Annotated in this window: 10 protein-coding genes; 8 read left to right on the forward strand and 2 right to left on the reverse strand. The window is 47.4% G+C overall.

The annotated features are described in order from the left end of the window. Positions 1-3 precede the first annotated feature (3 nt). Positions 4-2547, forward strand: coding sequence for a glycoside hydrolase family 31 protein (locus tag LKI20_RS02750; RefSeq protein WP_291769549.1), 2544 nt, complete (start codon positions 4-6; stop codon positions 2545-2547). Positions 2548-2559: 12 nt separating this feature from the next. Here LKI20_RS02750 and LKI20_RS02755 read toward each other — a convergent pair whose 3' ends face one another. Next, a complete protein-coding gene (locus tag LKI20_RS02755; RefSeq protein ID WP_291769552.1) occupies positions 2560-2688 on the reverse strand; it encodes a hypothetical protein in 129 nt (42 codons plus the stop codon). A 33-nt stretch (positions 2689-2721) separates the two neighbouring features. Between LKI20_RS02755 and LKI20_RS02760 the strand changes: the two genes are divergently transcribed. Further along, positions 2722-3117: a Rid family detoxifying hydrolase gene (locus LKI20_RS02760; protein WP_291769555.1), complete on the forward strand. Its 396-nt coding sequence runs from the start codon at positions 2722-2724 to the stop codon at positions 3115-3117. Positions 3118-3250: 133 nt separating this feature from the next. Here LKI20_RS02760 and LKI20_RS02765 read toward each other — a convergent pair whose 3' ends face one another. Continuing rightward, on the reverse strand, positions 3251-5614 hold the full coding sequence (locus tag LKI20_RS02765; protein WP_291769558.1) for a glycoside hydrolase family 3 N-terminal domain-containing protein: 2364 nt from the start codon (positions 5612-5614) through the stop codon (positions 3251-3253). Positions 5615-6210: 596 nt separating this feature from the next. On the opposite strand from LKI20_RS02765, the gene LKI20_RS02770 reads away from it, so the two are divergent. The 6 genes from LKI20_RS02770 (at position 6211) to LKI20_RS02795 (ending at position 12871) form a co-directional block, all read left to right on the forward strand. Then, positions 6211-7182, forward strand: coding sequence for an ABC transporter permease (locus LKI20_RS02770; RefSeq protein WP_291769561.1), 972 nt, complete (start codon positions 6211-6213; stop codon positions 7180-7182). Between the two features lie 9 nt (positions 7183-7191). After that, a complete protein-coding gene (locus LKI20_RS02775; RefSeq protein WP_291769564.1) occupies positions 7192-8118 on the forward strand; it encodes a carbohydrate ABC transporter permease in 927 nt (308 codons plus the stop codon). Positions 8119-8270: 152 nt separating this feature from the next. Next, positions 8271-9896, forward strand: a complete 1626-nt coding sequence (locus tag LKI20_RS02780) for a sugar ABC transporter substrate-binding protein (RefSeq protein WP_291769567.1) — start codon at positions 8271-8273, stop codon at positions 9894-9896. Between the two features lie 113 nt (positions 9897-10009). Beyond that, on the forward strand, positions 10010-11401 hold the full coding sequence (locus LKI20_RS02785) for a glycoside hydrolase family 30 protein (RefSeq protein ID WP_291769570.1): 1392 nt from the start codon (positions 10010-10012) through the stop codon (positions 11399-11401). Further along, positions 11401-12018, forward strand: coding sequence for a YesL family protein (locus LKI20_RS02790; protein ID WP_291769573.1), 618 nt, complete (start codon positions 11401-11403; stop codon positions 12016-12018). Before LKI20_RS02785 ends, LKI20_RS02790 begins: the two co-directional genes overlap by 1 nt. 208 nt (positions 12019-12226) lie before the next feature. After that, positions 12227-12871 (forward strand): TetR/AcrR family transcriptional regulator, encoded by a 645-nt coding sequence (locus LKI20_RS02795; RefSeq protein WP_291769576.1) that lies wholly within the window; start codon positions 12227-12229, stop codon positions 12869-12871. The last annotated feature ends 48 nt before the right edge of the window (positions 12872-12919 follow it).

The raw sequence follows: 12919 nt of genomic DNA on the forward strand, positions 1-12919 counted from the left end.
AGTATGAAGGAATCCCAAGCCGTAATGGCTTTCACACCCAGCACAAAGGCTGGCATGAACCCCGATGCAATTGTTCAGGGCGAGCATTGGCGCATTGGCGTCATCACCGAGTCATTATTGCGATTCGAATGGTCTGACGAGGGGATTTTTGAGGATCTGCCAACACAGATTGTGCTGAATAGATCATTCGATGCGACGCCGCAATTTCACGTTGTACAGCATGGCGATTTGACTATCATCGACACTGAATCACTGCATGTGATTTATGACGGCAAGCCATTCTCAAAAGAAGGTTTGAGTGTCGTGGTCAAGGGAGTTGATTCACAATTCAACACTTGGCACTATGGCGAGCAGCCTCGAAATAATCTCAAGGGTACTGCACGCACTTTGGATGAAGCAGACGGTGCAATACCGCTAGAAGATGGTTTGTGCTCCAAAGATGGTTGGGCTGTTATTGATGACTCAGCGTCGAATGTGCTGGCTCCAGCGAAACAGGTGGGGGGCGAAGACAACCCGTATGGTTCCTGGATTTTCCCAAGAGCTCACCAGCAGCAAGACTTGTATTTTTTCGGTTTCGGGCATCGATATAGTGAAGCCATACAGGCTTTTTATCAGTTAACAGGGCATACCCCACTGCTGCCGCGTTTTGTGTTCGGCAATTGGTGGAGCCGCTTCTATAAGTATGACGCTTCTGAATACTCTGCTCTGATGGATCGCTTTGTCAAGGAGGGGCTGCCGTTTACTACTGCAGTTATAGATATGGATTGGCATATTGTCGATGTGGATCCTCAATATGGCTCAGGTTGGACTGGATATACATGGAATCGTGAATTGTTCCCAGACCCTGAACGTTTCTTGTCTTCTCTGCATCAACGTGGAATGAAAGTAACGTTAAATGTGCATCCAAGAGACGGTATTCGAGCCTTTGAGGATGGCTACGAGAAAGCGGCGAACAGCCTAGGAATGGATGCAAGCACAGGTCAAACAGTAGATTTTGATTTGACTCGCCCTCGCTTTGTGCAAACGTATTTTGACCTCCATCATGACTTGGAGCACCAAGGGGTAGATTTCTGGTGGTTAGATTGGCAGCAGGGCGGTGTGACTCGCATGCGAGGTTTGGATCCGCTGTGGATGCTCAACCATCTGCACTATCTTGATTCCGGGCGCGACGGTCGTTGGCCACTCACATTTTCTCGCTATGCTGGGCCTGGCTCTCAACGGTATCCGATTGGTTTCTCAGGGGACACTCTGGTTTCTTGGGATTCGTTGAAATTCCAGCCTTATTTCACATCCACAGCGAGCAATATTGGCTATGGATGGTGGAGCCACGATATTGGCGGGCATATGTTTGGCTCACGGGATGAGGAGCTTGAAGCACGCTGGTATCAGCTTGGTACCTTTAGTCCGATCAATCGTTTGCATTCTTCTGCCTCATCATTTAATACCAAAGAACCGTGGAATTTCCATGCCGAGGTGAGATCGGTTATGGATGAAGCGCTCAAACTCAGACATCGTTTGATTCCCTACCTATATACGATGAATTGGCGCGCTGCATACGAAGGCGCACCGCTGGTTGAACCGATGTATTGGCAGCATCCTGACAATGAAGAATCGTATGACGTGCCAAATCAGTTCTATTTTGGTACGCAGCTGCTTGTGGCACCTATCACCGAGCCTATCGATACGGAATCACGATTAAGTCATGCAGACGTGTGGCTACCGCAAGGAGAATATTTCGATTTCTTTGATGGCAGACGGTATGTATCCAGTAGTAGTAGCGGTCGTACTATTCAGGTCTGGCGTCCTTTGGAGGGTATTCCAGTGTTTGCTAAGGCGGGAAGTATTGTGCCGATGCAGAGTGTCAGCTCCAAATGCGAAGAGGGGGTGCAGAGCATTAACGATATATCGAATCCAGAAAGTTTGGAATTGGTGGTGTTCCCTGGTGATAGTGGAAAGTTTGTGTTACGTGAAGATGCCGGTAAATTCCCAGATTCCTCTGATTTCGATACGGCTGCTGAACAAGCTGGACTTGTTGAGACCACCATATCCTTCGATTGGCTTGTCGACGAGGCGAGGCTAAACATCCTGCCAGGCACCAAGAACTTGCAATATTTACCGAATTACCGCGATTGGAAAATCATCCTACGCGGTGTTGAGCAAACAGGAGCTCGCGTTTGGGTGGACGGGACTGAGATTCCATGTGATCTGTCATATGATGATGCCACTTCGAGTGTGTGTGTAAGTATTCAACAAGTGCAGCAATCATCACACGTTGAAATCTCATTCTCAAACACTGAGCACAATAGTGTCAATATGCGCTCGCAGCATGTGCGTGACGAAGTATTCGATATTCTTTTTGACGCACAAATGCCATATCTGACCAAGGAGAAAGTTTTGACCATGGTGGAGACGGAAGGAGTCCAATGCCTATCTGGGTTGAAATCTTTGAATCGTGGGCCACGCCGAACTGGTGATTTACGTTGGTCGTACCTTCCAGATTCGGTTATGGCTGCTATCCAAGAGGTGATGTTGCGATCTGTAGGATAAGACAATCAATGTTCAATTACTCGTTGCAGCGATAGGATTGGGACTATCGGCCGTTACGTAGGCGCTAAGCAATGACATCAAACCTGCATCGCATGATGCAGGTTTGATGGTCTGTGTAAACGGCGGTATCTTGAGTTTCATATCCAGCAGATCACTTTCAACCGAGGAGTTGCAATGAGCACAACCATTCAGGAAGTCGCGACCGCGTATGCCCCAACCGCTTTAGGAGCGTACAGCCAGGCTGTAAAAGCGAATGGATTCGTATTTGTTTCAGGTCAACTTGGTATAGATCCGCAAACGGGTGAACTTGCTGGAAAGTCTGCAGCCGAGCAGGCAACTCAAGCCTTGAAGAATATCAAGAATATTCTCGATGCCGCCGGTAGCGGTATGGAAAATATCGTGCGCGCCACAATCTATCTAAAAGATGTTGATGATTTTGCAGCGGTAAATGAGGAATATGCGAAAGTATTTATTGCCTCGGTGAAACCTGCACGTGTAGCTTTTGGCAATAACATGATCCCTAAGGGTGCTCTTGTTGAGATTGATGCCATCGCTGTAGATAACGAGTAGTCAAGTACTAGCTATATCCGTTTGTGTAGTGATTTTCTTAAGTACCAGGACTAGCAGCCGCAGAAAATGGCGGAATTACTTAAGAAAAAATAACTGCTTCTGCGAAAATCACTACACAACTGGAATATTAGGGTTACCGTACCGTGAATTTGAGCATTTGACAGTCTGAATTCTTCGATGATGACCCAATGAGGATGTCAAAATCGCCGTTTTCGACCACACGATGTTCTTGTGCATCAACCAGTGTGCAATCTGACACGTTGAGGTCGATGAATGCCAGCACCTGCTCTCCAGGATTCACTGCGATGCGCGTAAAACCCTTGAGTTCTTTTTCAGCCCAGCTGACTGAAGTCACCACATCATGGATATAGAGTTGTACGGTCTCGAAAGCTGTACGCTCGCCGGTGTTGTGCAGCAGTACCTGAGCTCGTAGGGTGTCATCGATATGAATATCATCAAGCGAGCGGCTCGCGTCTATGTTGCCATTGGCATCTAAGACGCTTAGTTGCGCCTCACTATATTCAACCTTTGAATATGACAAGCCTTCACCGAAACAATATGCGGGTTCTTGTGTAAGATCTGCATAGCGAAGGCCATGTTGGCCACGAATTTGATTGTAGTAGGTCGGTTGTTGTCCACTGTGCCTAGCAAATGATATGGGGAGTCTGCCCTGTGGTTCAATGTTTCCCAATAACAGTTCTGCTAGTGCGCGACCACCCTGCATTCCAGGATTTCCTGCCCAGATGATTGCTGCTGCATCCTTTGAGCAGGGAGGCAGAATCAATGGCTTTGAAGCCATAAGCACGATGACCAGCGGCTTGCCCTGTTGTTTACATGATGCACTGACAGCTTCTAACAGAGCGTTCTGAGCTCCAAAAAGTTCTAGTGTGGCAGTGGATCTTCCTTCTCCAACAAGTTCTATGACATCGCCAACCACGGCGATAGTGATATCTGCCTGTTGACTGGCCGCCACTGCCTCGTCAATCATCGCAGGATCTGGTGGACAGGCCTGTTGAATAGGGGGTCTTGGCTGCCCGTCTGGGAAGTATGCACCCGCAGGGTCAGTTTCTAGGGTTAAGACATCAGCACCTTTGCTATACAGTATCTTCCAATCATCTGGAACTTCTTGGCGTAAACCGTCAAGTGCTGTAACCACTGTCTCACGAGGCTCTTCATGTATCCAACCGACTTGACCAGAACCTCCTGCCCAGTCCCCAAGCTGATTGTTTGGATCATCTGCCAGCGGTCCTACAAGAGCAATGGTTTTCGGTGGTAGTTTTTCATCGATTTTCGCCCCCGTAGTGGGAGTATTGAGAGTGTGAGATTCGGGTTGCTGCGGGATAAGTGGCAAGGCGCCATTGTTGCGTAATAGTACGAGTGAAGCTCGTGCGGCTTCGAGATTTACCGCAGTGTGCTCTGGTGTACCAATATCTCTGGTGATTCTAGCTTGATCAGGGATGCGAGGATTTTCAAACAATCCAAGCTTGAATTTCAGACGCAAGATGCGGCTAACAGGAGCATCCAATTCAGATTCATCAATCATGCCTTGTTTAAGGGCTTGGAGAGCACCTTCGTAGAATCCAGCAGTGCTCATAATCATGTCGTTTCCGGCCTTGATTGCGGCTGCTGCCGCATGCATATAATCCGGCTGGATATTCTGTTCCCACACCATTCGACCGACGTTGTCCCAATCGGTAACCAGCATGCCTTGGTAGCCCCATTCTCCTCTGAGAACGTCGTTGAGTAGCCACCTGTTGAGAGTGATGGGGATACCATCAGTGCTCTGATATCCCAGCATGAAAGTACTACAACCCGCTTTGGCAACGCGTTCAAAAGGAGGCAGGAACCAAGAGCGCATCTTGCGGTGTGATATATCTGCCTCTGAAGCGTCTCTTCCCCCTTGTGTTTCGGAGTAAGCGGCGAAGTGCTTGGCTGTCGCCAAAATACTGCTTGGGTCATCTAGACCGTTGCCTTGATATCCACGAACCATTGCTGAGGCCAACGTGCCAATAAGTAATGGGTCTTCTCCAAATGTTTCATCAACTCGACCCCATCGTAGGTCGCGGGCAATGCACAGTACGGGGGAGAAGGTCCAATGTACGCCGGTCGCTGAGGCCTCAATAGCTGTTATCCGTGCTGCACGTTCAAGAAGTTCGGTGTTCCATGATGCAGCCATGGTGAGTTGGGTAGGGAATATAGTCGCTCCTGGCCAGAATGAATAGCCATGAATGCAGTCTTCCCCCACGATGAGTGGTATCTGTAGACGTGTTTGCTTGACCAATGCCGCTGCTTCAACTAGGTTTTGCGGCGAAGCATGGAGGATAGAGCCAACATGGGTGTTGAGTATGTTGTGTGCTAAGTCGTGCTGGGCGTCCAGCTGCATTAGCTGTCCAACCTTTTCTTCAACGGTCATGCGTGAAAGCAGATCACTGATTCTTACCTCGATATTGGCTTGGGAATCAAGGTACTGAGGTGTTGTTGTACCGTGGTCGGTCATAGCTATCCCTGTGCTTTCCTGGAGCGTGTGTTTGCGCTGTTACGCGTGTGTCTTACGGTGCGAGCCTCTTGCACCTGTATTGCATAACGTGATTGTTTCATGACCCGCGACCATGCGAGTCATGCCCGTCTCCGTCGCCAGTTGTGGTTATCAATACGTATACAGACAGCATTTAGATTACTCATGAGTTAGTAAAAAATCAAATTTATTAGCACGCGAAACGCCAGTATATTCTCAATAAACTGTTGAAATTAAAGGAAAATATTCAGAGACCATAAGGAGATTTGACTTGTAACTGACCAGTCAGTATATTTATGGTCGTACAGAGCAGAACGATGACGTTCCGATTACAGTCCACATGCGAAGTTAACAGTTTTGATATGCCGCCTGAGGTGTCGGTGCATCAAGAATGAAAGCTTTTCAACATGTTCGTGACCACGATATTGGATAGACGAGCGAAGAACCGGTAGCCGGCAGCTCATAGCCGCTGATACATGTTCTCCGTCGCACAGGATACGCATATTGCCGCAGTGAAGCGCGGTGTGTGTCCGATGACATCAGAAAACTGCCGGAGAGCATTACAGAAGGGGGTATGCATGCAGGCCTCAGCACAGGACACTCCGCATGCCAAGCATCGTAAAGCTGGTGTAGTGGCGCGAGTTCGTCAATGGTGGAGTCAGTTCATCTATCAGTGGCAGTTGCAAGCAATGATCGCACCAGGCATCGTGTTCATGATTATCTTCAATTTCATCCCGATTTATGGCCTTGTTTTGGCTTTCAAGAACTATACCGTTGTGGACACGATCTCAGGAGCGCCGTGGGTTGGCTGGGAGAATTTCCGTATTATTCTCAGCGATAAGTATTTTTGGGATTCGGTGTGGAACACGCTTGGGATTAGTGCAATCAAACTTTCGCTGGGATTTGTGTTGCCAATAATACTGGCGGTGATGATTTATGAAGTTCCATGGGGCCCGTTCAAGCGCATTGTGCAAACACTGACCTATCTGCCTCATTTCTTCTCATGGATCATTCTTGGCGGCATGCTTATCAATTGGTTATCAACAAATGGCTTGCTCAATGAAATCTTGAACTTTGTGGGTGTTAATGCTTCTTCAAATTATTTACTCGACGCAGATAAATACTGGGGTATAGCGGCGCTATCAGATGTATGGAAAGAAGCAGGCTGGGGAACGATTCTGTACTTAGCAGTTATGGCTGGTATCGATCCATCCCTATATGAAGCGGCCGAGATGGACGGAGCTTCAAAGATTCGACGTATATGGCATATCACCATTCCTGAGTTGGGAACGATGATTACTTTAAATATGGTGCTTTCAATCTCAGCACTGTTTGGCTCAAACCTCGATCAGACCTTGATTTTGATGAATACACAGAACCAACCGAAATCAGAAGTCATCAACTCCTATGTCTATCGAATAGGTCTTACTCAGGGAGACTTCTCATATGCAACAGCAGTCGGGTTGGGTGTTTCTATCGTTTCGGTTGTTCTTCTCGTTATCACCAATGTGGTGAGCAAGAAGATTAATGACAATCAGTCGGTTCTGTAGGAGGAAGCAATGAAACGAACGACTAAAGTTCAATTGGATAATCCGCAGGCCATGCATGCAGGGAAATCGCTGCGACACGGATCGATGACATTTAACGTCGTGAACACTGTGCTCTTGGTGATATTTACTCTGATTATTGTGATTCCCGTATGGAATATCGTGATTTCTTCCTTTGCATCAACCCAATCACTCAGTGAGGGTGGTTTCGTGTTTTGGCCAAAGGCATTGTCTTTGGATAACTATCGCTCGGTGCTTCAAGATAACCAGTTGTGGCGCGCGTTGTTAATCTCGGTCTTGAAAACTGCGATCGGTGTGGTGGCCCACACCTTATTCTGCGCAATTTTCGCGTACCCGCTAAGCAAGGCATACCTCAAGGGACGCAAATTATATTCAGCAATGGGTATCATCACGATGTTTTTCAGCGGCGGTATGATTCCGACTTATCTGTTGATTAAGTCACTCGGATTGTTGGATTCCTTCTGGGTATATATCATTCCGGCACTCTTTAGCTACTACGACGTGATTATCCTGATGAACTTCTTCAGACAGGTTCCAGCCTCACTTGAAGAATCAGCCAAAATCGATGGTGCGAGTGAATGGAGAATCTTCCGCTCAGTGATTCTGCCGTTGTCGAAGCCTGCATTGGCAACTATCGCGCTCTTCCACGGCGTTGCTCAGTGGAATGACTTTATGACCACCAAGTTGTATATCACCAATGAGAATCTCTATCCCTTGCAGATGAGACTCTACGACATCATTGTGCGCTCGCAAGCTGCATCAGATATGGGCAATGTTGGTCAGATAGTGCTCGACACCACCTCGAGAGGTGTGCGACTGGCGACCATCATGATTACCATTGCACCAATTTTGGTGCTCTACCCATTCGTTCAACGGTATTTCGTCGGCGGGACCATGCTTGGTGCGGTGAAAGGCTGAACCATGTTGTTCAGCGGCAGCGGAAGGGGGTGCTGGGAACAGCTAAGAAATGAGTAATTGCTGTTCTCAAGATTTCAACACGAGTAGTCGATGTGGGTAAGCAGTTTGGCAATGCCTAGGGGAATGAACAATAGAGCAAAGGAGCTCATAATATGAGAAGTATTAACAAGGCTGGGAAAGTTGTGGCGGCTGCTGTTTCTGCAGTACTGTCGTTGACTGCACTCGCAGCTTGCGGATCAGGAGATGCCAAAGATGCGACGGCCTCGCTTCCTGACCCAACGTATAAAGTATCGGCGAGTACTCCAGCGTGGAAAAGTGATAAGAGTAAGGACAACACCCTTACCTGGTATGTCAACGCTGACTGGTGGAACAAATCGTTCGGCAAAGATTTGATTACCGCACAAATCAAGAAGGATCTTAATCTGGATATTACCTTCGTTACTGGTGATGACACCAAACTCAATACATACTTTGCCAGTGGAAAGTTACCGGACATCATCACCACTTTTGATTCAACTTCAAAAGTAGCTCAAACAGCCAATCAGTGGGCATTACCTCTGGAACAGTTGGCGAAAAAATATGATCCGTACTTTTCAAAGGTAGCTAAGAAGGAAACGCTGGACTGGTACAGGCTTAAAGACGGCAAAGTGTATGGCTATCCTTCGTATTCCAACACATCCGCTGACTACAAGTCAGGCATGATTCACCCGACGAGTGCCTTCATTGTCAGAAAGGATGTATTGAGCGCCATTGGCAAACAGGACTTCACCACGCCGGAAGGTTTCGTGAAGGGTATGCAGGCAATTAAAGAGAAGTTCCCGAATCTCACTCCCTTTGGTTTCAACGATTTCACCGATAACAACAGTTCTTTGCAATCTACGGTTCAAGACATGTTAGGTGTACCTATTACTACCAAGAGTGATGGGTATTACGATCGAGATCTTGATGCGGACTATGTCAAATGGTTAGAGGCTTTCCGCGAAGTACATGCTGCCGGAAACGTTTCTGATGACAGTTTCGCTGATGATGCAGATACCTTCAAGGAGAAGGTGTCAACTGGGCAATATGGTGCGATCATGATGCAGAACTTCGTCTCCACTGGAACGCAGCTGCAGACCTTTGCTTCAAAAAATCCTAACTCTGCCTATCAAGCAGTTGACGCTATTAGTAGCACTGAAGGTCGCAAGCCTACGCTTAGCCAGTCAGGCCTCAGTGGATGGTCAATTAACTACATCACTAAGCAGACCAAGAATCCTGCTAAAGCCATTCAAGCATTCGAATATCTCTTAAGTGATTATGGCCAGATGCTCACGAATTTCGGTATCGAAGGCCAGACATATACCAAAAATTCTGATGGTACCGTTGCTTGGACAGAACAGGCCAATCAGGTGCGACTTAACGAGACTGAGAAGTGGCAAAAGGAATACCGTATGGGTGAATTTGTGCTCTTCGGTCATGATCGGTACAAAGCGCTGAACAAAGCATCCTACGTTGATGCAATCTGGCAGATGCAGGATTGGGGACAGCAATATTTAACGCCACAGTTCAAAATTGAGAATATCGCGCCAGACACTGGTAGTGCAGAAGCTCGTTCACTTTCTGCAATTCAAACAAACTGGTCAACAACCATGGTCAGTATGATTCGTGCTGGAAGCCAATCTGATTTTGACAGCATCCTCAAGAAGTACAAGCAGTTCCAGAAGGATAATAATATCGAGCAGGTCAACTCGATACGAAGCCAGAAGATTAAGGCTAATGTCAAGAAGCTAGCGGACTAACATCGCACTGACACACTGTGATATCAGCCACTGAGTGAATGCCATGATGCAGGCATATCATCAGTGGCTGCCACAGTGCAGTGTCAGCGGGAGTGTAACGGAGGGACGCAATAGTGAGTATCACTGGTCTCAATACTATTGAAGCAACAGATGCACAATCAGAATTGGTAAAAGCGTGGTTAACCACAGACGCCACGCATATGTTACAGACAGTGGATACATGCGCAGATAAAGATACTGTGCCAGATGTTGTGCTCGACGTTGATCACACCAAGCGTTTTCAAAGCATTATGGGTTTTGGTGCTTCCTTTACGGATTCATCAGCATCCCTAATCAACAGTCTTGATACCTCGGTACGGCAGCAAGTCATGCAACGTCTTTTCGATCGACAGCGGGGTATCGGTCTATCACTATTGCGAAATCCCATGGGGGCTTGCGACTATTCCAGATGGGTGTACAGCTACGACGATATGCCCAGCGGTGAGAGCGACGCAACGCTGAAGCATTTTTCAATCAAGCATGATCTCGCCGATATCTTGCCATTGACAAAAATGGCGATGCAGATCAATCCTGAGGTACAGCTTATTGCCTCACCATGGAGTGCGCCAGGATGGATGAAAGACAGCGGAACAATGATTACCGGTTCGCTGATGAAACGTTGGTACTCAGCATATGCTGAGTATTTCGTTAAATTTATTCAGGCTTATGAACGCGAAGGTGTACAAGTCCACGCGCTGACTGTGCAGAATGAACCACTGTTTGAACCGCCGCATTACCCGGGGATGCTTGTATCTGCTCGTGAGGAGCTGGAGTTTGTGGTGAGCTATTTGCGTCCTGCTCTGGAACGATCTGGACTGTCTCCTGAAATATATGGCTACGATCATAACTGGGATCATCCTGAATATCCTGAATATCTTCTCACACATGCTCATGATGCGTTTGATGGAATCGCATGGCATTGGTATGGCGGTGAGGCGGAGCGACAAAGCGAAGTAGCGCAGCGATACCAAGACTTCCCAAGCTATTTCACAGAAGGCTCGGGAGGGGAATGGATACCTGCTTTTAGACCTGCCTTCAGTAATCTCATGCGTACAGGTATTGAGATATTGCGCAATTGCTCGCGTTCGCTCATCTTATGGAATATCGCTTTAGATCACCACAATGGTCCTACAGTTCCTGGTTTTGGACGAAGCACATGCCGAGGCTTACTAAAAATATCCAAGAGCACAGCAGTCGAATACACCCTTGATTACTATGGTCTTGCACATTTTAGTTCAGCCATAGCAAAAGGTGCTGTACGAATCGACAGCAGCCAAAACAAAGGGGTTCGAAGTCTTGTTTGCGACAATCCCGATGGCACAACTGCATTTGTGCTTTTCAATGACGGGCATGAGGATCGTAATATCGGCATACGTGACGCTGAGCTCAATGTGGTATACAAATTACCATCTCAAGCTGCACTCACGATTGTGGCACACACTTCAACCTGGTCGAAGGGGGAGTGATGAAAGAGTTCTTTTCGATAGACGGCAAAGTTTATGGTGCGCTGAATGTTATGGTCGAGCTCCTCGAATTAAACCTCCTCGTTATTATTGGGTGTCTGCCGATAATAACCATTGGGGCAAGTGTCGCTTCACTGTATGAGGTCGTTTTCCAAATACGTAGCGAGGGCGCGGTTCGTGTCTACTCCAGATTCTGGAAGGCATTCCGTGAGAATCTGCGTAAAGGTACAGTGCTGTGGATGATTGTTGTTAGCGCTGGTGCTGCGATGGTGCTGGTGTATTGGCTGATATCGAATGTTACTCATGGCAGCGTTGTCGTGCTGATACCGATTTGTGTAATTATCGCCGTACTGATACTTGCTGCGATGCTGATATTCCCCATTGCTGGACGTTTTGATATGTCGGTTCAGGCAATAATTCGATCAGCGTTGTCGCTGTCAATGCAGCATGTACTCGTTACCGCACTGGCGTTTGTATTGATGCTGGTGTTTGTAGTGGTGATTCCGCTATTTGCCCCGAGATTGCTATTGCTATGGGTGTTGTTTGCATTCAGTTTGACTGCATATTTACAGAGCTGGTTATTGCTACGAGTATTTAATCAGCATGCCCAGGCTCAATAGTCGAGCCGCGTGCTGACACGATTGTGAAGCCGCTTGGCAACAGTGATAGCTGTAGTAGGTGCTGTATCCCTTGGATTGAAGATGTTGGGGACGGCACGACAACAAAATTAGTACGAAAACAGTGAGAAAACAGCCAGTAATCGAGTGATGGTTATGATACATATAATGCCGATCAGTCATGGTGATCGCAACTAGGTTTGGAGCGACAATGGCAGACGAACAGCACGTCAGAAAATCCACGAAGCATAGACCTGAAACATCTCAGAAGCGTCGTGAGATACTCAAGGCTGCCTCAGAAGTATTTGGGCTTAAAGGCACGTCAAATGGCACTCTTGAAGAGATTGCCGATCGGGTGGGGATGACTAGAGCAGGCATACTGCATCACTTCGGGTCTAAACGAGGATTGTTACTCGCAGTGTTGCAATATAGGGACACTAGTGAAGTCGAAAATCTTGAAGAACATCATATTCCTAGCGGAGCAGCTCTATTTCGTCATCTGATTGAAACGGCGAGGCGTAACGCTTCACGACCAGGCATTACCCGTACCTTTGTTACCTTGTCTTCAGAATCCATTACTGACCACAATGCTGGACATGATTATTTTCTTAACAGATACACCAATCTCCGTGAGGAAATTACCCAAGCTCTTATCGACATGGCAAAGGAGCGTAAAGCCACCATCGATATGGCTAAGGCTGATAAGGCATCTTCGGCGATACTTGCGGTGATGGACGGTTTACAGCTGCAATGGCTACTCGATGGTGAACATGTTGAGTTAGCAGAAACCACTGAATATGCGATGAATGCTCTGGTGTGGTCTGTGATGAGTAATCTCGACGAACAAGCTTTCTAAAGCATCCGCTGAGATTCACTAAAAACTCCGGAATTCGTTGAAGCGAGA

Origin of the sequence: Bifidobacterium sp. (assembly GCF_022647885.1) — a bacterium.
Lineage (GTDB): Bacteria > Actinomycetota > Actinomycetes > Actinomycetales > Bifidobacteriaceae > Bombiscardovia.

Excerpts from the sequence above, each read along its gene's own strand:
- LKI20_RS02750 (WP_291769549.1), top strand. The coding sequence starts at position 4 with ATGAAGGAATCCCAAGCCGTAATGGCTTTCACACCCAGCACAAAGGCT.
- LKI20_RS02755 (WP_291769552.1), bottom strand. The coding sequence starts at position 2,688 with ATGAAACTCAAGATACCGCCGTTTACACAGACCATCAAACCTGCATCA.
- LKI20_RS02760 (WP_291769555.1), top strand. The coding sequence starts at position 2,722 with ATGAGCACAACCATTCAGGAAGTCGCGACCGCGTATGCCCCAACCGCT.
- LKI20_RS02765 (WP_291769558.1), bottom strand. The coding sequence starts at position 5,614 with ATGACCGACCACGGTACAACAACACCTCAGTACCTTGATTCCCAAGCC.
- LKI20_RS02770 (WP_291769561.1), top strand. The coding sequence starts at position 6,211 with ATGCAGGCCTCAGCACAGGACACTCCGCATGCCAAGCATCGTAAAGCT.
- LKI20_RS02775 (WP_291769564.1), top strand. The coding sequence starts at position 7,192 with ATGAAACGAACGACTAAAGTTCAATTGGATAATCCGCAGGCCATGCAT.
- LKI20_RS02780 (WP_291769567.1), top strand. The coding sequence starts at position 8,271 with ATGAGAAGTATTAACAAGGCTGGGAAAGTTGTGGCGGCTGCTGTTTCT.
- LKI20_RS02790 (WP_291769573.1), top strand. The coding sequence starts at position 11,401 with ATGAAAGAGTTCTTTTCGATAGACGGCAAAGTTTATGGTGCGCTGAAT.
- LKI20_RS02795 (WP_291769576.1), top strand. The coding sequence starts at position 12,227 with ATGGCAGACGAACAGCACGTCAGAAAATCCACGAAGCATAGACCTGAA.